At 39.1% G+C, this 22,708-nt stretch carries 19 protein-coding genes and 2 pseudogenes; 6 read left to right on the plus strand and 15 right to left on the minus strand.

Going from position 1 to position 22,708, the window contains the following annotated elements; all coding sequences use genetic code 11:
- Positions 1 to 273: 273 nt before the first annotated feature.
- A complete protein-coding gene (gene rpsT, locus AC2VOY_RS04575) occupies positions 274 to 534 on the plus strand; it encodes a 30S ribosomal protein S20 (protein WP_491832563.1) in 261 nt (86 codons plus the stop codon).
- A 92-nt stretch (positions 535 to 626) separates the two neighbouring features.
- On the opposite strand, the gene nhaR is transcribed toward rpsT, so the two are convergent.
- The 12 genes and pseudogenes from nhaR to AC2VOY_RS04635 form a co-directional block, all read right to left on the minus strand.
- Positions 627 to 1,514, minus strand: coding sequence for a transcriptional activator NhaR (gene nhaR, locus AC2VOY_RS04580; RefSeq protein WP_491832565.1), 888 nt, complete (start codon positions 1,512 to 1,514; stop codon positions 627 to 629).
- A gap of 2 nt (positions 1,515 to 1,516) precedes the next feature.
- Positions 1,517 to 1,816: pseudogene (locus AC2VOY_RS04585) on the minus strand (thymidylate synthase); the annotation flags it as partial.
- A 320-nt stretch (positions 1,817 to 2,136) separates the two neighbouring features.
- Positions 2,137 to 2,601 carry an HNH endonuclease family protein gene (locus tag AC2VOY_RS04590; protein WP_491832567.1) on the minus strand — a complete coding sequence of 155 codons (465 nt, stop codon included), beginning with the start codon at positions 2,599 to 2,601 and terminating at the stop codon, positions 2,137 to 2,139.
- Between the two features lie 884 nt (positions 2,602 to 3,485).
- Positions 3,486 to 3,878: a Cu(I)-responsive transcriptional regulator gene (gene cueR, locus AC2VOY_RS04595; RefSeq protein WP_491832569.1), complete on the minus strand. Its 393-nt coding sequence runs from the start codon at positions 3,876 to 3,878 to the stop codon at positions 3,486 to 3,488.
- A 179-nt stretch (positions 3,879 to 4,057) separates the two neighbouring features.
- A complete protein-coding gene (gene cueO / locus AC2VOY_RS04600; RefSeq protein ID WP_491832570.1) occupies positions 4,058 to 5,671 on the minus strand; it encodes a multicopper oxidase CueO in 1,614 nt (537 codons plus the stop codon).
- Positions 5,672 to 5,766: 95 nt separating this feature from the next.
- The gene (gene copI / locus AC2VOY_RS04605; protein WP_491832572.1) at positions 5,767 to 6,360 is read right to left on the minus strand and encodes a copper-resistant cuproprotein CopI; all 594 of its coding nucleotides are present in this window, start codon (positions 6,358 to 6,360) and stop codon (positions 5,767 to 5,769) included.
- A 71-nt stretch (positions 6,361 to 6,431) separates the two neighbouring features.
- Complete coding sequence (locus AC2VOY_RS04610) at positions 6,432 to 9,563, minus strand: efflux RND transporter permease subunit (protein ID WP_491832574.1); 3,132 nt, start codon at positions 9,561 to 9,563, stop codon at positions 6,432 to 6,434.
- On the minus strand, positions 9,563 to 11,299 hold the full coding sequence (locus AC2VOY_RS04615; RefSeq protein ID WP_491832576.1) for an efflux RND transporter periplasmic adaptor subunit: 1,737 nt from the start codon (positions 11,297 to 11,299) through the stop codon (positions 9,563 to 9,565). Before AC2VOY_RS04615 ends, AC2VOY_RS04610 begins: the two co-directional genes overlap by 1 nt.
- Before the next feature lie 11 nt (positions 11,300 to 11,310).
- Complete coding sequence (locus AC2VOY_RS04620; protein WP_491832578.1) at positions 11,311 to 12,633, minus strand: TolC family protein; 1,323 nt, start codon at positions 12,631 to 12,633, stop codon at positions 11,311 to 11,313.
- A 103-nt stretch (positions 12,634 to 12,736) separates the two neighbouring features.
- Positions 12,737 to 13,114 (minus strand): hypothetical protein, encoded by a 378-nt coding sequence (locus tag AC2VOY_RS04625; protein WP_491832580.1) that lies wholly within the window; start codon positions 13,112 to 13,114, stop codon positions 12,737 to 12,739.
- Between the two features lie 131 nt (positions 13,115 to 13,245).
- On the minus strand, positions 13,246 to 14,697 hold the full coding sequence (locus tag AC2VOY_RS04630) for a HAMP domain-containing sensor histidine kinase (protein WP_491832582.1): 1,452 nt from the start codon (positions 14,695 to 14,697) through the stop codon (positions 13,246 to 13,248).
- 8 nt (positions 14,698 to 14,705) lie between these two features.
- On the minus strand, positions 14,706 to 15,455 hold the full coding sequence (locus AC2VOY_RS04635) for a response regulator (RefSeq protein WP_491832584.1): 750 nt from the start codon (positions 15,453 to 15,455) through the stop codon (positions 14,706 to 14,708).
- Positions 15,456 to 15,554: 99 nt separating this feature from the next.
- Here AC2VOY_RS04635 and AC2VOY_RS04640 point away from each other — a divergent pair, with 99 nt between their 5' ends.
- Together AC2VOY_RS04640 and AC2VOY_RS04645 are read left to right on the plus strand one after the other, a co-directional pair.
- Complete coding sequence (locus AC2VOY_RS04640; protein WP_491832586.1) at positions 15,555 to 15,872, plus strand: hypothetical protein; 318 nt, start codon at positions 15,555 to 15,557, stop codon at positions 15,870 to 15,872.
- A 154-nt stretch (positions 15,873 to 16,026) separates the two neighbouring features.
- Positions 16,027 to 17,204: pseudogene (locus tag AC2VOY_RS04645) on the plus strand (IS3 family transposase).
- On the opposite strand, the gene AC2VOY_RS04650 reads toward AC2VOY_RS04645, so the two are convergent.
- A complete protein-coding gene (locus AC2VOY_RS04650; RefSeq protein WP_491832587.1) occupies positions 17,197 to 17,523 on the minus strand; it encodes a type IIL restriction-modification enzyme MmeI in 327 nt (108 codons plus the stop codon). The pseudogene AC2VOY_RS04645 and the gene AC2VOY_RS04650 overlap by 8 nt on opposite strands.
- 286 nt (positions 17,524 to 17,809) lie before the next feature.
- On the opposite strand from AC2VOY_RS04650, the gene AC2VOY_RS04655 reads away from it, so the two are divergent.
- Complete coding sequence (locus tag AC2VOY_RS04655) at positions 17,810 to 18,670, plus strand: thymidylate synthase (protein WP_491832589.1); 861 nt, start codon at positions 17,810 to 17,812, stop codon at positions 18,668 to 18,670.
- Positions 18,671 to 18,932: 262 nt separating this feature from the next.
- Here AC2VOY_RS04655 and AC2VOY_RS04660 read toward each other — a convergent pair whose 3' ends face one another.
- Positions 18,933 to 19,256, minus strand: a complete 324-nt coding sequence (locus tag AC2VOY_RS04660; RefSeq protein WP_491832591.1) for a helix-turn-helix domain-containing protein — start codon at positions 19,254 to 19,256, stop codon at positions 18,933 to 18,935.
- 132 nt (positions 19,257 to 19,388) lie between these two features.
- Here AC2VOY_RS04660 and AC2VOY_RS04665 point away from each other — a divergent pair, with 132 nt between their 5' ends.
- Both AC2VOY_RS04665 and AC2VOY_RS04670 read left to right on the plus strand, forming a co-directional pair.
- Positions 19,389 to 19,889 (plus strand): VspR family transcription factor, encoded by a 501-nt coding sequence (locus tag AC2VOY_RS04665; protein ID WP_491832593.1) that lies wholly within the window; start codon positions 19,389 to 19,391, stop codon positions 19,887 to 19,889.
- The gene (locus tag AC2VOY_RS04670; RefSeq protein ID WP_491832594.1) at positions 19,883 to 21,274 is read left to right on the plus strand and encodes a DEAD/DEAH box helicase; all 1,392 of its coding nucleotides are present in this window, start codon (positions 19,883 to 19,885) and stop codon (positions 21,272 to 21,274) included. The genes AC2VOY_RS04665 and AC2VOY_RS04670 overlap by 7 nt, the downstream gene beginning before the upstream one ends.
- A gap of 124 nt (positions 21,275 to 21,398) precedes the next feature.
- Here AC2VOY_RS04670 and AC2VOY_RS04675 read toward each other — a convergent pair whose 3' ends face one another.
- Complete coding sequence (locus AC2VOY_RS04675) at positions 21,399 to 22,607, minus strand: IS256 family transposase (protein WP_491833016.1); 1,209 nt, start codon at positions 22,605 to 22,607, stop codon at positions 21,399 to 21,401.
- Between the last annotated feature and the right edge of the window lie 101 nt (positions 22,608 to 22,708).

Here is a 22,708-nt window from a genome sequence, read left to right on the forward strand (position 1 = left end):
CAAAATGAATATAACAGACAGCTAGCTTTATAGTGTGTATCTGAATAAAGGCATAACTTAACCGAGTTAGGTATAAAATTAAACAATCCCTAGCATTGCAATAGAAATACTGGTAGAATCCACGCCATCTTAACCGCAATTGCCTAGATTTCGCAAAATTTGTTTTGTGAAGACTGGATTTTTGCACTAATTAAGTTGACATATTGACGGGAAACAGGCATAGTCCTCGCCCTTATATTGTCACCAAACTAAAGTTTTTTGGGAGTTAGACCCTTGGCAAACACTAAATCTGCTAAGAAGCGCGCTATCCAAGCTGAGAAACGTCGCCAGCACAACGCTAGCCGTCGTTCTATGATGCGCACTTACATGAAAAAAACAATCTCTGCTATTGAAGCAGGTAACAAAGAAGCTGCAACTGAAGCATTTGCTCAAGTTACACCTCTACTAGACCGTATGGCAACTAAAGGCCTTATTCATAAGAATAAAGCTGCGCGTCATAAGTCTCGCTTCTCTGCTGCTATCAAAGCACTTTAAGTTTTAATTTAAACTTAAATACTAATATAAAGACCAGCTCATGTGGCTGGTTTTTTTGTGCCTGCTCATTAGTGCTGCGTGTAAACAAATAACTAAAACAAATAGCTAAAGTCGGCTTCGCAAATGTTTTTTACTGCCGGGTGCTGGATCATACGCTTAGCAAAAATGACATAATAAGACTCTGTGATCCCTTCAATCTCACCAAGGCAATGCACACCTTTACTATGCAGACTTTGCGAAAACTGCGTCGGCGCAACAAAGATGCTATCAGGATATTGGCGCGCAAAGGCTTGCATTAAAGCTGCATCATCAAACTCGCCGAGCACATCCACAGTAACGCCAAGCTTATCAAAATAATGCATGATCACTCGCCCCATCGTGGTACTACTGCCCGGCAATAGGAGCTTACGCTTTTCAAGTACAGCAGGAAACTCTGCTGCTTTAATTGGTGTATAAGAAAAGAAACTCATCTTACACTCGCCCAATTTCTTATGATATAAATCAGTTGTTTGGCTAGAGTTTACAGGGCAATCAGAAAGAATCATATCCAACTTATGTTGCGATAACTGCTCCAGTAGCCGCTCATGGGTTGAAGATTCAAAACAACGTAAGTGGATCCGCTGATCTGGTGGCACTGTGGTGGATAAAATCTGGCTGACAAGGTTTTTGGATAAGGCATCGGCCACCCCAACATCAAACAAGATGTTTTCAACTCGGCTGTAGTTGACGATATCAAGCATTTCATAGCTCAAATCAAACATCTTATCTGCATACTGAAACACTAGCTCGCCTAACTCTGTCGGCTGCACACTGCGCCCACTCGGCTTAAGCAGTTTGCCATTCATGCGTGACTCAAAAGCTTTAATTTGCCCTGTCACGGTTTGCGGCGTCAAAAACAAGGCCTTCGCAGCTTTCGCCACTGAGCCTTGTTTGCAGACCATCCAAAAGTAATACAGGTGATTGTAGTTTAAATGTGACATGCTTAAACCGAGAATGGATATTTAATTGCATCATGATGTTCATAACCCACAACTTCAAAATCATCCAAAGTCACCCAAGTTTCTAGATCTTCAAGCGTCTTAATTTTCGGATTAATCTTAAATGTCGGTAAAGGCAATGGCTCGCGTTTGAGCTGCACATTTTGCATCAGATCAAGTTGATCTTCATAAATATGGCCATTGACTATCTTATGGAAAGCTTGCCCGGGTTTCTTGCCTGTAATTTGCGCCATTAACGCTAAAAAGACATACACTTGCACCATGTTGAAATTAAGCCCCAAGGGCTTTACTTCCCATATTTTTTGCATAATTCGAATTATTACCTATCTTAGATTAGATTATGGCACTGTGATATTGAGATAATGCACAATCACTGGTCAAGTTTCAAGTATAATTGTAAACATCACAAACTAATAACTAACACTAAGCTCTTTGATGCAGAATCGATTAGCAACAAAAAACTACAGTATAACAATTTCATTTTTGCTTTATTTGACTAGTAAACAACACTGCTCAAATACTCATTACAATGCCGCTATGTGATGCGAATATCGAAAAGCAATAAACTTTTATCACCTGCATAGTTTATTAACATGCCCGATATTTAGTCAACACGCCATGTGCGAACCGCTTGTTCGGCCATCCATTTTTGTTGCTCATTAACTGCATCTAAATTCCATTCATCGTATTCAGTAACCTTTTGAGCTAAACGGTATGGAGCATTGCCGTATACTTTCTTTTTTTGTTCAAAACTAGTTCGTTTTAACTCATCTTTATTAAGTAGAAGCATATTGCCTAAACGATCTTTAACATCATTTATGCCTTCACCGAAGCTTCCAATCCATTGCTCTTCAGGGTTATAAGGACAAATATGCTCTAACGTTGTTCTATTAAATTCACAATTAAATCCAAGGTAATTTTCAATCTCAGCAAGTAAAAACCTGATTTTTTTCGCTGTTTGTCTACTTGGCATTCGATGAAACTCAAAAGCATTAAAAAATGTATCATCATTTGGGTATAACCGTTTGAACTCTTCACTATTCTTTATATGGCTTGCTCTTTCATACACTCCTCCTGATACCTTTATTGCTATTTGGTTATATAGTGATTCTTGCTCACTTGGTGACAAATGACAAATGACGTTATATCGAATAGACAAAACGTATATATATTTAACGGTTTTTACAAACTATCCTGCCGTGAAGTACTTAAATGCAGGGAGCAGGATGGCTAATGGTTGCTTAATATTGAACAACCTAATACCAACTAAGAACTTGAGAGAATCTCTATATTCTTGAGGTTGTTCAGCCCACCATGAATCACTAGGGTTAATAAGTGAGGCATAAATTGGAGCATACTCAATTAATTCTGTAAGATAAGCATAAGCCTCCGAAGGAGTTTGATGTTTGCAACATAAGTCTGCATAATAAATTGAGTCAATCAATAAGTTACATGCCATTTTGCAACAAAAATTTGCATAAAAATGAAGTAAAAGTTTGCATAACTTTAATGTCGAAAATAATCCTGTAAGAAAATTACTTTCAAATTAACTCAGCTATTGTTTTCCAATATTGCTATTCTATCAATAATGTGTTCATTTTAACATGAGCAGATCAACTCGGTATTAACCCCACACTAGAACAATAACCAAAACAACTACAGCCAACACATCAAAAAGCTTCATTGCCATTTTTATATCACTGCCACTATTTGGTGGTTTGTTGCAGCATCCCATACTTAGACTCATCTTTGTTTAATTTGTTAAAATAATAGCTTTCCATATATACTCAAGTCAGTTCTGGCAAAAGAAAGTATCACTTATCAATTCGTTTTCATCTCTATACGTCTCGTGCTCAATGTTTGATAACAAGCGTAAGGACGGTGGGGCATCAAATAAACTTAAATACTTTAGCTTTTTGTTTCTGCTCTTATTAATAATAATTATTCGTTCGACTAAATATGCCCTTTAAGATTATCTATTATAGGACAATCAGCACCATCATCTCCGGGGCATTCTGCTAACCATAACTTCAGTTGATTACTTATGATCTCAAGTTCCTGTTTTTGTTTTTCAATCTCTATTAATTTTTGTTCTGTTTTTTTCTTGATTGCAGCACTGGTTCTTTTAGGATCCTCAGATAACTCAATTAATCCTTTACACTCATCCAAACTAAAACCAACAGAGCGTGCACGTGAAACAAGTTGAAGCTGTTCTATTTGTATTGGTGAATAAAATCGATAACCATTATCTGCTCGATTTGGCGGAGCAATGATCCCCTTAGATTCATAAAATCGAATTGATTTAGTTGAAAGGTTAGTGAGTTTTGCTACTTCACTTATATTCATAATTTAGACCCTCTATTTAATACTCTAAAACACATCAGCTTAAAAATACAGAGTTGTTTCACAAGCCATAAACTAATTATATCGATGATAGCGTTACAATTGATGAGTTGAGCGGCTATCAGATATACAAACCATTCAACTCACTACAATTTCAATTAGTTATAATATAAATTGAATAACTAGCTTACCGTAAATTGCATCATCATTCCTGTATCTTCGTGCTCCAAAATATGACAGTGTGCCATATAAGGAGTTTTATCATCTGCTAAGTGGTTAAATTTCAATAATACTTCGCTTTTCCCTTTAGGAAAGACGGTCACAGTATCTTTCCAACCAGCTAAATGGGCTGCTGGAGCCTCTCCATTAATGGATAAAATCTGGAACCTGCAACCATGAATATGAAACGGGTGGACCATCATGTCATCCCCTTGACTAATGACCCAGTGCTCTAAAATACCCCTTTTCGCCTCTAAATCTATGCGATTCATATCAAAGGCTTTACCATTGATACTATTGATGTTTTTTAAATCATCAGGTGTCAATAGATCCGATTCTTTAACCTTGTTAGCCATCATATGATCTGACTTCATCGACATACCATCATCCATATTCATCTTGTTATCATTGGCCATTTGCATACGTTGCTGAAATTTTGATTGTTTTTGCATCATTAACATCATCGCTTGTTGATCTAAATGTTCTCCCATGCCAAGAGTAATTTCTCGTTTAACCTTGGCATCTGCTAATTGATAACGTTCTATCTTGGTGAGTTGCTCTGGTAACTCCGCATGGCTCACAGTGGCTTGTGGAATAAGAGTTAAAAAAGGTACTGGACGGTTAAATGGAGCTGCCCTCATGCCCATTTGTTGGATTGGGCTTGTGATTAGATCAAAAGGCTCTTTTCCAGAAATTTTTATCATTATTTCATAACGTTCACCGGCGACCATATGTAACTGTGTTAAGCGTATCGGTTTTTCGATAAAGCCTGAATCAGAGGCAATGACATAAAATTCTCGCTGATCTGAAGCTGAAAGTTGGTAACTGCGAGCATTTGAACCATTTAACAGTCGAAGTCTAACCCAGCCTTGAGGCACATCAAATTTTGGATGAATAACACCATTGGTTAATAGTGTGTCACCTGCAAAACCCATTGCGACATTAACAATGTCTAAAAGCTCATAATCAAATTGACCTTTATCATCAAAACGTCGGTCTTGAATAATAACTGGAATATCATTAAATCCCCAATCAGAAGGAAGGTTTAATGCGTCACTTTCCTCATCTTCAATAACAATTAAACCAGCGATACCGCGCATTACAAGATCTGCCGTATTTGGGTATTGATGAGGATGGAACCAACACGTTGCTGCTGGTTGTTCAATGGGAATATCGATATTCCATGATTGATTTGATGGAACTTTTTGATGTGGGCCACCATCATACTTTCCTGCAATATCAAGCCCATGCCAGTGAAGTGTGATGGTTTCATTTAATTGATTGTTTACTTTTAATTTTGAAATTTTGCCTCGACGCATTTTTAACGCAGGGCCAAGAAAACTACCATTTACCCCTGCGGTTTCCGTTTTTAGGTGAGGTAGAAATGAAGATTGACCTGACTGAATATTTAGCTCAGTGACGTGTTGATCACTTGTTTCTATCATTGGCGGTATAGCAAGCGGTTGCTGTATATTCGCGGTCTGCTGTTGCCTTGTTAGTGCCCATGATGTTTGTACATTTAATACCGTAAAGGCACCAGTTATACTTGTAAACTTGATAAAATCTCGACGGTTCATATTTTTCTCCTATTATCATTTCATTATCAGCATAACGTTGCGGAGTAGTTGTTATCCGCAACGTCAACTACTAAAAAATCATCTCCGATAAATAGTTATTTCAATGTCATTTTTTTTATCATGCCTGCTTCAGCATGCCCAGGAATATTACAAGCAAATTCAATCTTGCTATCTCCATGAAAATGCCATGTTAATTGTTTGGCTTTGCCGGGTTTAACCGTGACGATATTACCCATTGAACCATGGTCGTGTTGAGCTTGACCGCTTTTCATTTCTTCTCGATGTTTTTTCTGTTCAGCATGACTACCGATTGCAAATTCGTGATCGATTTTTCCTGTATTCATCACCACAAATTGAACAATATCATTCGGCTTAATTTCTGTGTTGCCTTTAAAGGTCATGCTCATATCATCCGCTAAAACCACCTGAATCACTTTATCAGGTGCAGCCCCTTTTGCTGGCATCCCAACATCCGACATATTTTCCATCGCCATGTTGCTATGATTCATGCCTTGCATTGTTGTTTTGCTTTCGCTCATTTGGCTATGATCCATTTGTGAATGATCCATACTGCTCATATCCATAGTCTGACTATTCATGGTTTGATGATCCATCATTTCATGGTTATTGTCTGCGAAAGCAATAGAAGAGCTCAGCACTAAAGCAATAGTAAGTAGTGATTTTTTCATGTGTATTTCCTTGTAAAATTAAGTGATAAAGCCTAGATAAACCATGACCTGCATCTATCTAGGTCATTGATTTATTTTCCCTTTAACTTGTATGAGTGCTGCTTCCATAATTTGAAAACTGCGGGTAATACTAATAACGTTAAGATAAGCGCAGAAAACATCCCCCCAATCATGGGTGCAGCGATACGTTGAGTAACTTCAGATCCCGTACCAGAGCCGTACATAATTGGAATTAATCCAATGATCACGGTTAGAACCGTCATCAGAACTGGTCGAACTCTTAAACCTGCGCCTTCTTTTATCGCTGTCATTAAGTCTTTGTTGTCGACTGGTATTTTTCTTTCATCTGCATCAATCAGTTTTTGATCCCATGCTTGATTGAGATAAACCAACATGATCACGCCAATCTCGACAGCTACGCCAGAAAGTGCGATGAAACCGACTCCGACAGCAATAGAGAAGTTAAAGTTGAGTAAATACATTAACCATAAACCGCCAACCATGGCTAAAGGTAATGTCCCCATGATAATGGCAACCTCCCCCACGCGTCGGAAGCTCAAGTACAAGAGCAACATGATGATCATTAATGTCACTGGAGTCACAATACTCAATCTCGCTTTTGCGCGTTCCATATATTCATATTGACCTGACCAGACAAGAGAATATCCAGACGGTAACTTCAATTGTTCTGTTACTTTTTGCTGCGCTTCTGCGACATACGAGCCTAAATCACGGCCATCAATATCAACGAAAACCCAACCATTTGGACGTGCATTCTCTGTTTTGATCATCGGTGGACCATCTTCATAACGAACATCAGCAACATCCGCTAAAGAAATACGCGCACCATTTGGTGTAACTAAAGGTAAGTTCTGCAATTTCACCACAGAATCACGATACGATTGTGGATACCTGACATTGATTGGATAGCGTTCCAAACCTTCAACTGTTTCACCAACATTCATGCCGCCGATCGCCGTTGAGGTTACCCGTTGAATATCTTGAATACTTAAGCCATAGCGAGCAGCTTGACGGCGTTTGATATCAATCGTGACGTAACGACCACCAGCAACACGTTCCGCATAAACCGATGTGGTACCTTCAACGGTATTCAAAATAGGTTCGAGCTGTGCGCCGATTTTCTCTATTTCTTTTAAATCGGGACCTGCAATTTTGATCCCAATTGGGGTTTTAATCCCGGTTGAAAGCATATCGATTCGAGTTTTGATCGGCATGACAAAAGCGTTGGTTAGGCCGGGGAATTGAATCAAGTTATCAAGTTCTTTCCGCAAAGATTCGGTGGTAACGCCATCTCGCCACTGATCTTTAGGTTTTAACTGGATCACAGTTTCAATCATGGTTAATGGTGCAGGATCGGTAGCGGTCTCTGCTCGACCAATTTTACCCCATGCTGTTTTAACTTCTGGCACAGTTTTGATTAAGCGATTGGTTTGCTGCAATAATTCACGAGCTTTACCGATGGATATACCCGGATAAGTGGTTGGCATATACATTAAATCGCCTTCATCCAATGGTGGTATAAACTCACTGCCCACTTTAGTGAGTGGATAATAAGCTGAAGCCATTAAAGCAATCGCAACTAAGATCATCGTTTTTGAGTACTTCAAGCTGATGTTCAGTAGTGGTTTATAAATAGCGATAAGGGCTTGGTTAATTGGGTTTTTATGCTCAGGTAGGATTTTGCCGCGTATAAAATAGCCCATTAAAACCGGAACCAAAGTAATGGCAAGCCCTGCCGATGCAGCCATAGCTAAGGTTTTAGTAAAGGCAAGAGGGGCGAACATTTTCCCTTCTTGACCTTGCAGTGCAAAGACAGGTACAAAGCTTAGTGTAATAATAAGCAAAGAGAAAAAGAGTGGTGGCCCCACTTCTTGCGCTGCTTTACTGATCACTTGCCAACGGTTTTGGTCGGTGAGTGGTGTACGTTCAATATGCTTGTGCACATTTTCTATCATCACAATAGCACCATCGACCATGGCACCAATCGCAATGGCAATTCCCCCCAACGACATAATATTGGCGTTAATGCCTTGCCAGTGCATGATAATAAATGCAGATAAAATCCCTACGGGTAAGCTTAATGCAACCACAAGCGACGAACGAAAGTGGAATAAGAACAAGGCACACACAATCGCAACAACGATGAACTCTTCCAGCAATTTATGCCATAAGTTGTCAACAGCATGGTTGATCAATGTTGATCGGTCGTAAGTGGTTACAATTTCAACCCCATCCGGTAAGCTTTTTTGAAGTGTTTTCAACTTTGTTTTGACGTTTTTGATCACTTCACTCGCATTTTCGCCATAGCGCATCACAACGACACCTCCGACGGCTTCTCCTTCACCATTAAGCTCGGAAATACCTCGGCGCATTTCTGGCCCAATGTTGATTTCAGCGATATCACCAAGTAATAAAGGTGTCCCCTTATCGGTCACTTTCAGAGGTAGTGATTTAATATCCTCGATACTACTTAGGTAACCGGTGGTACGAACCATGTGCTCCGCTTCGGCAACTTCAATTACAGAAGCTCCCGTTTCTTGGTTGCCTTGAGAAATCGCAGCATTAACTTGCTTGAGGGTTAAATCGTAAGCTCTTAATTTCGCAGGGTCGATTTGGATTTGGTACTGTTTTACCATCCCACCCACGGTTGCAATTTCCGACACACCATCCACGGTTTGTAATTCATATTTTAAGAACCAATTTTGCAAACTCGTCAATTCGGCCAAATCATGTTTGCCTGACTTATCTTGCAATACATAGTTAAATACCCAGCCAACACCAGTCGCATCGGGTCCTAATGTTGGTTTGGCTTGTGGTGGTAAGTTTGGCGTAACTTGGCTTAAATATTCCAACACTCGTGAACGTGCCCAATACATATCGGTATCATCGTCGAATATGATGTACACATAAGAGTCACCAAAGAAAGAGAAGCCACGCACAGTGACCGCCCCCGGCACCGCAAGCATAGCAGTGGTTAGTGGGTATGTAACTTGGTCTTCAACCACTTGTGGTGATTGGCCGGGGTAACTGGTTTTTACGATCACTTGAACATCAGACAAATCTGGTAAGGCATCAACAGGGGTCTGTTTGACACTATAGATACCAGCGAGAGTCAATAAAATAGCCGACACGATAACGAGAAAGCGATTATTGATTGACCAACGAATAATTGCGGGGATCATCAGTGCGCTCCTGTTTCATGGTTCATTGATTTAGACTGAGAGCCATCTATTTTGGATAAGGTGAACTCACCTTGTTGTTTACCGATCAGAAATCGAACACTTTGGCCAACCTCTAGGCCATCAAGAGCGATTGAGGGATCAACCGTGAAGTTCATTTCTCCTGATTTCCACTGCCATTCATCTACGGCATCATGCTTGATAGTGATCATGTCAAAATCTGCCATTAATGAACTAATTGTTCCTGTTACCCAAACCTCTTGTGGTGCTTTTGATGCAGGTTTGAATTCCGTGATCAAATAGCTATCATCAGCTTGTTTTTCAATTTTGAATTCAATGGCTTCCCCTTGGTTAAAATCTTCCATATTTAATTTATCGCTGACATTAAAGTTCATGGTCATTCCCGGCCAATCCCACGCTTGAATCGGTTGGTGGCTGATGGTTAGCATCTTGTGATCAGTCATGACTTTGGTGATTTCACCTTTCGTCCATACGGAATCACTCACAGCATCAATCCCATTAATGCGGCTGAGGTCGGCATTTTGACTTGATTCTGAATCCAACATAAATTGAGCAGAAGTCACGACAGTATCTTTTGTGGTTAAGCCTGCGATCACTTCAACCTCGTCACCAGCTTCACGACCAACTTCAATACGTGCTGAACGGAATTTACCATCTCCTTGAGCAAGTACCACGCGTGTCATAGCACCGGAACGGATCACCGATTCTCTAGGGATCGTCAACACTTCTTCTTGAGTCTCTGGTTGCAAGATAATGTTAGCAAACATGTTTGGTTTTAAATTGTTATCATCATTTTTAAACTTTAAACGCACACGTAACGTTCGTGTTTTGGGATCTAAAATGGGATAGACGTAGTCAACACGCCCTTGCCACGCTTTCCCCGGAATCGCATCTAACGTCATGTTGGCTTTAGTGCCGGCTTTAATCCAGTGGCCTTGACGTTCAAATACTTCCGCATCGACCCAAACTTCATCAATGGGGCCAGCACTGATCACCGCTTGAGCTGGAGATAAGTAACCTCCCTCACGGATGTTTAAGCTGGCAATGATCCCATCGTTAACCGCTTTAACTTCAACAGAATTTACCACTTTCTTTGTTTTTACGATTTGTGCAATTTGAGGGCGGTCAACACCGAGTGTCACCAAGCGTTCGGTGGCGCCTTTAATTAAACCACTGCGGCCTGTTCGGTAAGCGTTTAGCAGTTCTTCTTGCGCTTTAACCAGATCGGGAGAGTAGAGAGTAAAAAGAACCTCACCTTTGCGAACTTTCTCTCCAACGGCATTAATATTAAGTTTTTGTACCCAACCACTAACTCGAACGTTGGTCTGCCAAAGGCGGCTTTCATCGAACGCAATATATCCAACTGTATCAATATTGGGTGATAGTTTCGCTTTGATCACAGGAGCTGTTTTCACACCGAGATTATTCTCAACCGCTGGAGATATCATTACGGTACCAGCAGGGTTTTCTTGCGTAGCATTGCCTTCCTCATAAACGGGTACCAAATCCATACCCATTGGTGATTTTCCGGGTTTGTCTCGCTTGTAGTTGGCATCCATTGGAGCAACCCAATATAACGGCTCCTTATTCGCCTTTGTGTTTGTTTGAGCTGATGCTGATTGCATCGACTGATGAGACGACAAGTAATAATAAGTAGCCCCGCCAGCGAATGAAGCGCTAATAACTGTCGTGAGCAAAATAGTTGATAGTGTTTTCATTATATTTTTTCCTAGCGATCTGTTTGGGCAAGTGATGGGGCGTCAACGCGGTAAGAAAAGCGATTTAATAAATAAGCAAGGTTGCTATTTGTAATGTTGAGATCCGCTTCAAGGCGATACATTTCAAGCGATAAAGCAAGCTTATCTCTGATCGCAGTCACGACATCATTAAATTGTGCCGTGTTATTTTGATACCCTCGTTCAACTGCTTTTAGACGTGCATTGGATTGATCTATGATCGTATTTTGGTAACGACTAATACGTGCCATCAAGTTTTCACGATCGACAACTAAGGCATTCACCTTGGCATTCATCTGCTTGAGCATGACATCGCGAGCCGATTTTGCCGCACCAACACCAAGTTGTGCCGCTGCATATTGACGGTCTTGTCGTTTACCTGTAAATAATGGAATGTCCATGGTGAGGTAGGCACTCATCAGATCAGAAGCCGGTTGACCATCCATGCTATTGGCTTCTCGATGTGCGTACATTACTTCAACACCAAATTTTGGCGAATAAGACTCATCAGCAATTTCAACTTTCACTTGATTAGCTTTGATATTGGCATCGGCGACTTTTATAGATGGGTGTATCATTAATTGGTCATAATATTTACCATCAAAACCAGATTGATTAGCCAATAACTGGTCTAAATTGTGCCAATCAAACTTGTCATCAACTGCGGTTTGCTTTTGTTCGCTATACCAATTCTCACCTAGCCATTCAGATAACTGAGCCTTGATTTTGTGTTGCGTTTGTAGGTTTTTTTGCAATTGATCATCGAGCTTTGATACCTGTACTTTGGCTTGTAACAGATCTTGAGATTCCCCTCGACCCATTGAGTAGTTGGTATCAATAAAACGAACCAATTCTTTGACTAGCTTTTTATTCTCGAGGATTATTTGCTGTGCATGTTGTTGATAAACTAATTCAGCCCATAGTTGAGTGATTGAATTCGCAACATCAAGTTCACGGGTTTGAATTTGAACAGCAGTGCCATCGGCTTGTCGATTTGCCATTTTTTTCTGTAGCTCAAGCGTGTCGCCCCGACCAAATTCTTGCATTAAACCAACAGAGATATTGGTCATAGGATCGTCGTCAAACTGGAACGAATCAATCGGTAAATTGCCAACACCAACTTTAAGTTTAGGATCGGATAAAGTCGCACTTGCAATACCATTTTCTCGAATGGCTTGTGATTGCGAGTATATTTGATCTCGTGTTGAATCAAGCGTCAATGCTTGCTCAATCATTGAGGTAAGCTCAGTTTTAGCCCAAAGTGGTGAGCTAAATAAAGCCAAGAGTGCAAACCATGCACTTGGTTTGATTGTCATAATTACTTTCCATTAAAAAACAAAAACAGCGGTTTGAAAGCTCAATTTCAAAACAATGTAATTCGATTGTTTTAGTTCTATTTTTTATTACAAAATAGGAAAGTTATGCTATCGGAGGGCGATATAATGACGGTTGATATTGGGAGGTATATTGGGGGTTAAAAAACGGTATATCTAGGTGATATATTGCGGCTATATGGGTGCTAACTGTATGATGGGTCGAGGTATAGCTTGGTACACAGCTCGCACTACAACAATCACTAAGTTGGCCTTGATGCTTAGCAACACGATGTTCAGATTGATTTTTATCTTGAGCTTTATCGGCAGATTGAGTTTCTTGGTGACAATCCGATAATATTTGCTTGCCCATTGAGTGGGTTGGCATGTTGTGATGCGCCGACATTGATACTGGTTGTAGACACAGTGATGCCGCTGCAAAACTAAAGCTTGGAAGCAATAGTGCAGTGATAACAAATGTCACAATACTCCATGTACGAATAACTTGGCCCATAATCTCAATATTTAGCTAGGATAATAATAACTTACAGACCAAATTATAAAGGCTCCCCTAAGGGTAAGGTCAATCATTTATTAAAATATTTTGTCATTCGGTCAAAATGTACTTGGTAGAAAAATAGTCACGCACAAGCCGCCGCTCCCCTTATTTGTTAATGTTAGTGTGCCATTGTGAATTTGAGCAATGGATTGGCATATAGAAAGCCCCAGTCCGACATGACCTGTTTGTGTCCCTCTCGCTTTATCAAGACGAACAAATGGTTTGATCACTTCATCAAACATCTCTTCAGGAATGCCTTGTCCGTTATCACAGACTTGAATAGATAACTGATCCATTGCAGTAATCTGACTTACTTTGATTTGGATAAGTAACTGCTCATCTTTTGGGTGAGCATAGTGGATGGCGTTATTAATTAAATTTTCTATCAGCCGACGAAATGAAACTGGCTTAATGGATACGATAGATTTTTGCTCTGCAATAATATCAATAGGGTGTCCTTTATCTTGAAAGTCATCACAAATAATTTCTAGGAAGCTGGTAATTTCTGTTTTTTGAAAAGATTCTTGCTCAATACTGGCACGGCTAAAGTTGAGCGTCGCTTTTAGCATAGCATCCATTTGATCGACCGTAGCCAATAGCTTTTGCTTTTCATGGTTGTCTGGAAAAAATTCTAATCTTAATCTCATTGTTGTGATGGGCGTTTTTAGATCATGGGAAATCGCGGCAAGCATTTTTCTTTGGTCATCAATAAATTGTGCAAGTTTTATCTGCATTTGGTTAAATGCGTCGATTGTCGGTAAAATTTCCGTCGGCCCATTAGCAGGTAAGGAGACCACATCTCGCTGTTGAGCAAACTGTTGTGCAGCAACACCTAGGTATTTAATTGGTTTAAGTGCTTTTTTTAGCGTAAAATAAACCGCAATTAACATAATTAATGCAACAAAACCAATAGCTCCGAGTGCTGTTAAAGACCACTGAGATTGATTTGGATCGACATAAGTGCTGATATTAAGCCAATGGTCTGGATTGAGCTTAATGGAAGCTGTGAGCTCAACTTGATAATTCTCATCGTGCATCATATTTCCCATAATTTGCCCTGAACCCATCATACCTGAATGGCCGTTTCCCATCATCATATTGTGATGTTGCATCATGCTTTGATGAGCATTATTAGAAATCTTTGAACGATTGGATTGGTGTGATGAATGAATACGAAACTCATGAGGAATGGATAAAATTTGAGCATTAAGCCGCTCATCAATATCTGTATTTTCCTCCGTTACTAACGGTGATTTTTCTAATGAAAGTAAAAAACCAAAACTTTGGCTAGCATTAATAATTTCAGTATGAAGTGACGCTGGAGTTTTATCTAACACATTGATTAAGGAAATAATCCGCTCAATCGAAGCTTGTTCAGAGTTCAATGAGATTAACTGGTCTTTGTCTGTTGAGATGACCGTTAATGTGATTAATAACTCAAACATCAAACCAATAATTAAAATTATACAACATTGAGCAATTAAGCTTTTGGGAATAAATTTAGACATACATGAGCCTATTGAATTGTGGTTTGTTTTTTTACCGAACAAATGAGCTGATAACCTCCTCCCCAAATAGTTTTAATGATGGTTGGTTTTTTAGGGTTTAGCTCTAATTTTTTGCGTAATCGACTAATAATACTATCGATCGCTCGATCATATACATCTGCATCATGATCATTGATTAAGGTTAAAAGTTGCTCTCGGCTGAGCACTTGCTTTGGATGGTTGAGAAAGACGTTGAGCATTGAAAATTCTGCTTGAGTTAAGCTCGTCAAAACCAGCTTATCATCGACTAACTGGTGAGTCTGAAGTGTCAATTGCCAACGGTCGAAATGGTAAACATCGTAAGCTGTTGATGCTTGAGCATCTGTTAGATTTGATGTCGTGCGTCGGAATATGGCGTGAATTCGAGCAAGTAGCTCTTGTGGGTTAAATGGTTTAGCAAGATAGTCATCCGCTCCTAAATTTAATCCTTTAATCCGATCTTGTTCTTCGCCCATTGCGGTTAACATAATGACAGGAACATTAGAGTGTTGGCGCAACTCTTGGCATAAAGTTAACCCATCTTTTCCCGGCAACATGAGATCGAGAATGATCAAATCAATTGGATAACGAGTAAGTTGCTCCAACATTTCATTCCCATCTTGTGCGGTATAAGCATCAAATTCATATTGTGCTAAAAACCTCTGCAATAGCTCACGAATTTCTTGGTGATCATCAACAATGAGGAGGCGCTTGTTTGGCATCATTATTTTTTCGTTCATTCTGTTTCTACTTTTATAAGATTTTCACATCTTGACACAATTGTGACAAATTTTGCTGTTTATATAGTGACATAAATTATTCGCAACGAGGAAATTATTATGAAAAATATAAACATGAAATGGCTTTTAGTGTCTCTTTTAGCTATGGTTCCAACGGCTGTCTTTGCAAATGGGATGATAGATTCTGACAATTCAGTTGCTGCAACGTCTAGCAATAAAACCAATCATATGAACGAAAATAATATGGAAGATTGCATGTCAGGAGGAATGATGGGGAATAGCAATCATATGCAAGCGTTGCATAGGCAGCATATGGGCAACATGACCCCTGAAGCAATGAAAGCCATGATGGCGGATATGTCAGATGAAGATATAGCCGAGATGCAAACCATGATGGCTCAAATGCAGAAAAATTAAGGTAAAACAGACGATGCAGACTTCTTTGCAAACATAATAAAGTGATGTTTGCAAAGAAGTCTGTATGATAAATCAATAAGTTTGTAGTGGCATACTCATTTTGGCCACCTAATTAGAAGTGTTAAACTCACTTTATATGAAAATAGGTGGAATTATGACTAAACGAATAAGACGAACTTTCAGTGCTGAATTTAAACTCGAAGCTGCACAACTTGTCCTAGACCAAAACTACACTATTGTTGAAGCAGCCAAAGCAATGGGGGTTGGTGAATCGACAATGTGCAAGTGGGTAAAGCAACTCAGGGAAGATCGTCATGGTAAAGCGCCTAAAGCTTCTCCTATGACACCAGAGCAAATTGAAAATCGTGAATTACGAAAGAAAATTGCACAACTTGAAGAGCACAATGAAATATTAAAAAAGGCTACAGCTCTCTTGATGTCGGACTCACTGAACAATTCTCGATAATTGAGAGACTCAGGAAGAGCTTCAGCGTAAAAACATTATGTCAGGTATTTAGTGTTCATCGAAGCAGTTATAAATATTGGCGTGCCCGCTCAAAATACTCTTGTTCAGAACAAACTAAGTTACAAAACTTAGTTAAAGAAGTTCATGCAGCTAGTAATGGTTCGGCTGGAGCAAGAAGTATTGCAGAGATGGTTACATCTCAAGGTGTAAAATTAACCCGATATCGTGCATCTAAGCTAATGAAATTATTAGGCTTAGTTAGTTGTCAGGTACCTAAGCATCGCTACCGTAAAGCAGAGAAAGAACATGTAGATATCCCCAATCATTTATCTCGCCAATTTGCTGTTACAGCACCGAACCAAGTTTAGGTTGGCGATGTGACATATATTTGGACTGGGCAACGCTGGATGTATCTTGCAGTTGTAATGGATTTATTCACCAGAAAACCAGTGGGTTGGGCGATGTCAGTCTCCCCAGATAGTAAACTAACCGCAAAAGCCCTCACAATGGCTTTTGAATCACGTGGAAAGCCAAAAGATTTAATGTTTCATAGCGATCAAGGTACACATTATACAAGCCGCTATTATAGGCAAAAACTTTGGCGTTATAAAATCAAACAAAGCTTATCAAGACGTGGAAATTGTTGGGACAATAGCCCAATGGAGCGCTTTTTTAGAAGTTTAAAGACGGAATGGGTACCGCATTCAGGTTATAAAAACTTTGGTGAAGCCAAACAACATATTACTCGGTATATTACCGGTTATTACAGTCAACTCAGGCCTCATAGCTATAATGGAGGGTTAACTCCAAATGAGTCAGAGCGATTATATTGGGAAAATTCTAAAATCGTGGCCAATTTTATTTGACCACTACAAACTGCTTAAAATCAGTTGCTATAACAAAACGAATTTTATCACGGTTCACCGATGGATGTTTTTTCATACCATCAATATCTAATAGCACATCATTCCCTTGGCAATGTTTGAAATAAATGTGTCGTTTAGCTCTGACTTCCCCTTCAACATCAGCTAAATTACGCTCACCTGATTTGATTCGGCCTATAGTCGTTTTACGATGCCCATAAGCCGCCATTAAATGATAAATGAACTCATCCTTGCTAACGTTACTCGCATTAACATCACTAACTAACTTCTTAACAACTTCTTCTATTTGGGTAATGTTCATTTAAAATCCTATAGCGGTTAAATCGACACCAGAAACAACCAGATCAACTCTTGATTACTCTTTGTTTATAAAGATATATTCTAATTATTGTATACTTCTTTGTCTGTCGACTCTATCTGATTTATTTCTTTATGATTGTTACAAATAAAACTAGCAGTCTGTAGTGAAGCACAGCCTTGCAACCTCAGTCATTAGTTTAGTCTGGAAAGTGACAATAATTAAGTTTTGTTATAAACATTGAACCATAATATTGGTATAATTTATCAAAAGATAATCGGTAGATAGAATGAAGAAGATATACAGTCAATACGAAGACTTATGTAAGCGAGTTATAGAAGAAGGCGTTTGGATCGAAAACAAGCGAACGGGCAAACGTTGCTTAACCGTAATCAATGCAGATTTGGAATACGATGTTGCTGCTAATGAATTTCCATTAGTAACAACTCGTAGAGCTTATTGGAAAAGTGCTATCGCAGAAATGCTCGGGTATTTACGTGGGTATGATAACGCAGCTGATTTTCGTAAGTTAGGAACAAAAACTTGGGATGCAAATGCGAACCTAAACGAAGCATGGCTAAATAACCCTTATCGTAAAGGTAAAGATGATATGGGACGGGTCTATGGAGTCCAAGGAAGAGCATGGGCAAAGCCAGATGGAGGCTCTGTCGATCAATATAAAAAAATCGTCCACAACCTGACGAATGGCATTGATGATCGTGGTGAAATACTATCGTTTTATAACGTTGGTGAATTTCATATGGGGTGTTTACGTCCATGTATGTTTTTACATCAGTTCAGTTTGCTAGGCGATACATTATATTTAAACAGTATTCAACGTTCGAATGATCTACCTTTAGGGCAAGTCTTCAACGCTCCACAAACTTTCTGGCTGCTTGCTATTACTGCTCAAATTACTGGTTTGAAAGCAGGTAAAGTGTTCCATAAAATAGTAAATGGACACATCTATGAAGATCAACTAGAGCTAATGAAAGAGCAGTTAAAAAGGGAACCTTTTACTCCGCCTAAACTAATTATTAACCCAAAGATTAAATCATTAGAAGATTTAGAAACATGGGTTACAGTCGATGATTTTGAAGTAGTTGATTACCAACACCATGATCCGATTCAATATCCTTTTGCTGTTTAATCATAACCAAGGCTAGTAATATTATATTTATTATGGGGTATCACACCCCATAATAAGATTTCCAATTCTTAAATCAGTATATTAAGCCGTCTTGAGTCTTTATATAAGGCATCCCACAATACACTATTGAATCAATGAAGCACATTAGCAAGCCACCTTGGCGGGTAGGCATTTGATAATAGACCAAACTGATGTTTATACCCTCATCGAAATAGCTAAAGCTAATGAGTTTAAAATAGTCGTTTAATTAATCTAACCTGAATTATTTTTCCAAGTTGGAGCTCTTTTTTTCTAGTGTACATATAAGCTCATCTCTTTCACTTTCACTCAATTCTGCAATAAGACAAGCCAACCTTGCCGTTCGTTCATCTTCACAAAAAAAGTAATTAAGCGGTACACCTAGCTCATCTGCAAGTAGCTTTAGTGTATTGATGTCTGGCGTATGCTTGGCCTTCTCATATTGGTTCATTCTAGGGCTTGCTGAACTTTCATCCATACCTATATTAACCCCCAATGCTTTTTGAGAGAGATTTGCTTTTTTACGAGCTTCTTTAAGCCGTATTGGGATTGGGTTTTTGAAAGACACTTATTATTCATTTCTCTGAGCCTAGATTAACTAAGATTTTCTTAGTTTTATCTATTTCTGTATACTAAGCAATCCTTAGTTTTGATTGATGTGAGTAAGTAAATGAAACGGTCTACGAAAACGAGTGCATTAATGCATAAGTTACTGGTGGAAAAAGAAATGAATGGTTTTTCCGTTCTGGAAGCAAGAGATGCTTTTTTATCTCTTAATGAGGAGAAGTTCGAGCCCATTGATATTCGAAAAAAAGTTTACCGACAAATTCTGCGTTTTCAGAACAAAGGGTGGCTTAGCAGTGAAGGATCGGGACGAGATAAAAAATACTTTCAGACTGAGAAATTCAAGAAGCAATTTATCTCTAATGGAACTAACAATGCAATCACTCCAGAACCTGTGGAAGCAAATACAGATTATGCAATTTTGCTGAATGAGCGTAACCAATATGCAGGCGAATTGGATATTACTCTGAATGAAATAGATGAATGCAGATCTCTTATTTCTAGATTTCCTAACTTGGAAAAAGAGCTAACTCCTTTTCTTCAAAAATCAAAAGAGCGTTCGACACTATTGTTAGGGAAATTGAATGTTCTTACGCATGTTATCAATAAGCTTTCGAAGGATGCTCTCGAATGTTAAGGCTGTGGCAGGCTGAATGCTCCCAAAAAGCATTGGATAAATATAAGCAGAATCAACTACACTTCTTTTGTCAAGCCACGCCAGGATCAGGAAAAACAGTACTGGCTGCTGAAGTTGCATCTCAACTATTGCAAGCTAATATGGTTGATCTTGTATTGTGCTTTTCTCCCGCTTTGAGCGTTTCTGATAGTATCAAAAATACTTTCTCAAGAGTTCTGGGTTGCCCGTTCAATGGTGGGTTAGGTTCGATTGGTCAATCATTGACTTATCAATCTATCCAATTTCTTAATAACGATTTTTGGGAGGCGTTACGTACCTACAGAGTTTTTGTTGTGTTTGATGAAATACACCATTGCTCTGGTGCTGACATTGAAAATGCGAATGTTTGGGGGCAGCAAGTATTAACGAAAATTCAAGGCTTGGCGACTTATACTTTAGCACTGTCTGGAACACCATGGCGTTCGGACTCTTTGCCTATCACTATGGGCGAATACACTGATCCAAAAGGTCAACTTCAAGTCGATTATCAATACACATTGAAACAGGCAATTACTGATAATGTATGCAGGGCTCCTAAACTGGTCCTTGTTGATAACGAACACTTAACCTTGAGTCGTGATAAGAGAATAAAATCCTTTTCTTCAATCTTGGAGATGATAAAGGAAAGCAAAACCTCGTATCAAACAGTCATACATAACCAAGATGCAATGGAGTATTTATTGGGGCTTGGTTGTAAAAAATTAGCTGAAATCCGCTCCCAGACTCCGAATGCAGGTGGGTTAGTTGTCGCATCTTCTGTTCAACATGCCAAAAGTATTCAAAAAATACTCTCTCAAAAATTCCACCAAACGGTATCTATCGTGACGTATCGCCATGAAGAGCCAATTGCGGAGATTGATAGATATCGTCAAAATGATACTCAATGGATAGTTAGTGTTGGAATGATAAGTGAAGGGACAGATATTCCTCGTCTTCAAGTTTGTTGTCATATGAGTTCCGTTAAAACAGAGTTGTACTTTAGACAAGTTCTTGGTCGAATTCTACGAGTAAACGGAACATCAAATCAGCAAGCCTGGTTATTTACTTTTGCAGAGAAGAGTCTCATTGAATTTTCAGAAAGAATCGAGCAAGATATTCCTGAAACATGTATGTTTGCCAAGATGGAAAGTAATGTCGAACCTGAGTTTACAAAGGGTGAAGATTTACGCCGTCTTATGGGGGTAAGTCGTATATTAGATGGGCAAGATAAAGCATTATCTGAGTTTCTGTGGAATAAGTCTATTAAACAAGATGAAAAATCATATCGATCAATTGAAGTATTTGATGAGCTTAGATTAGGTGCTTTTAAAAAGAGAGTTATATCTGCGTTTGAGGAGATGCTGTAACCGGTCTTGAGGAGGCTGTAACATATTCTGTTAACTACCTCATGTATTAAAGATGCTTTTCTAAGGAGGCTGTAACATATTCTGTGTAGAGGCTGTAACATATTCTGTGTAACTACCTCATGTATTAAAGATGCTTTTCTAAGCGGTCTTCAAATTCAATTATAAATCTGCTCATTGCTTGACGCCAGTTTCGAATCGGCATTGTCCACTTCTTACTGGCTTCTTTTATCGCTAAATAGATCATTTTGCGTGCGGAATCATCGTTTGGAAAAACCTTACGTTTTTTCAAGGCTCGACGGATGACGCTATTTAGTGATTCAATGGCATTTGTTGTATATATAGCTTTACGAATATTTTCAGGATAATTAAATAAAGTATTTAAGTTCTCCCAATTGGCCTGCCAAGATCTAGCAATTTGAGGGTATTGATGACTCCAGGTATCGCTAAACCGTTCTAATTCAAGTAAAGCTTCCTCTTCGGTAGCTGAGCCATAAACTTTCTTTAGATCTGCCGTCACTGATTTGTAGTCTTTCCAAGAAACATATTTAAGTGAATTTCTCACCATGTGAACAATGCAAAGCTGTATTTTAGTTTGAGGAAATACGGTATTTATCGCATCAGGAAAGCCTTTTAAGCCATCAACACAAGCAATCAAAATATCTTGGACGCCTCGTTGGTTAAGTTCAGTTAGAACATTCAACCAGAACTTAGAGCCTTCATTTTCAGCTATCCATAACCCCATGAGCTCTTTGTGACCATCTATATTGACGCCTAGAGCTAAGAAAATAGATTTGTTTATGACTCGCTTATCTTGGCGAATTTTTACTACGATACAATCTAAATAAACAATCGGGTAAATCGAGTCCAATGGTCGAGACTGCCACTCGATAACTTGCTCAATGACAGCACTTGTTACGCGAGAAACAAGTGTCGGTGAAATTTCAGCGCCATACCATTCCTCGAAAGCATTAACGATATCTCTTGTGCTCATCCCTTGGGAATATAGCCATAAGATTTTATCGTCCATTGAAGTAAATCGAGACTGGTGCTTTTTAATCAACTTAGGTTCAAAGGTAGAATGTCGATCACGAGGTGTTTCAAGTTCAAACTGACCGTCCTCAGTTCTGACAGTTTTTCGGCTTTTGCCATTGCGAGAGTTTTCAGAATTGGATTTTTGGTGCTTTTCATAGCCAAGATGCTCATCCATTTCAGCATTGAGAGCTGCTTCAACGGTGATTTTCTTGAGCATCTGGCTAAATTCATTTAAATCTTCAGGTGTTTTAATCCCTTTTGCAGCTTCTTTAGCGAAAGCTTCTAACTCTTTTTTGTTCATATTCATATACCTATCCTTGACCTTATTAAAAGGTAGTCGATTATAGGTAATTACACAAAGTTAGTTACAGTCTCTTTCTAAGCGGTCTTCAGCCTTTCTTA

The sequence above is a fragment of the Vibrio sp. KMM 9700 genome (assembly GCF_058545285.1).

Coding starts and splice junctions, on each gene's coding strand:
- nhaR (WP_491832565.1), bottom strand. CDS start 1,514: ATGTCACATTTAAACTACAATCACCTGTATTACTTTTGGATGGTCTGC.
- cueR (WP_491832569.1), bottom strand. CDS start 3,878: ATGAATATAAGTGAAGTAGCAAAACTCACTAACCTTTCAACTAAATCA.
- cueO (WP_491832570.1), bottom strand. CDS start 5,671: ATGAACCGTCGAGATTTTATCAAGTTTACAAGTATAACTGGTGCCTTT.
- copI (WP_491832572.1), bottom strand. CDS start 6,360: ATGAAAAAATCACTACTTACTATTGCTTTAGTGCTGAGCTCTTCTATT.
- AC2VOY_RS04610 (WP_491832574.1), bottom strand. CDS start 9,563: ATGATCCCCGCAATTATTCGTTGGTCAATCAATAATCGCTTTCTCGTT.
- AC2VOY_RS04615 (WP_491832576.1), bottom strand. CDS start 11,299: ATGAAAACACTATCAACTATTTTGCTCACGACAGTTATTAGCGCTTCA.
- AC2VOY_RS04620 (WP_491832578.1), bottom strand. CDS start 12,633: ATGACAATCAAACCAAGTGCATGGTTTGCACTCTTGGCTTTATTTAGC.
- AC2VOY_RS04630 (WP_491832582.1), bottom strand. CDS start 14,697: ATGTCTAAATTTATTCCCAAAAGCTTAATTGCTCAATGTTGTATAATT.
- AC2VOY_RS04635 (WP_491832584.1), bottom strand. CDS start 15,455: ATGAACGAAAAAATAATGATGCCAAACAAGCGCCTCCTCATTGTTGAT.
- AC2VOY_RS04640 (WP_491832586.1), top strand. CDS start 15,555: ATGAAAAATATAAACATGAAATGGCTTTTAGTGTCTCTTTTAGCTATG.
- AC2VOY_RS04650 (WP_491832587.1), bottom strand. CDS start 17,523: ATGAACATTACCCAAATAGAAGAAGTTGTTAAGAAGTTAGTTAGTGAT.
- AC2VOY_RS04655 (WP_491832589.1), top strand. CDS start 17,810: ATGAAGAAGATATACAGTCAATACGAAGACTTATGTAAGCGAGTTATA.
- AC2VOY_RS04665 (WP_491832593.1), top strand. CDS start 19,389: ATGCATAAGTTACTGGTGGAAAAAGAAATGAATGGTTTTTCCGTTCTG.
- AC2VOY_RS04670 (WP_491832594.1), top strand. CDS start 19,883: ATGTTAAGGCTGTGGCAGGCTGAATGCTCCCAAAAAGCATTGGATAAA.
- AC2VOY_RS04675 (WP_491833016.1), bottom strand. CDS start 22,607: ATGAACAAAAAAGAGTTAGAAGCTTTCGCTAAAGAAGCTGCAAAAGGG.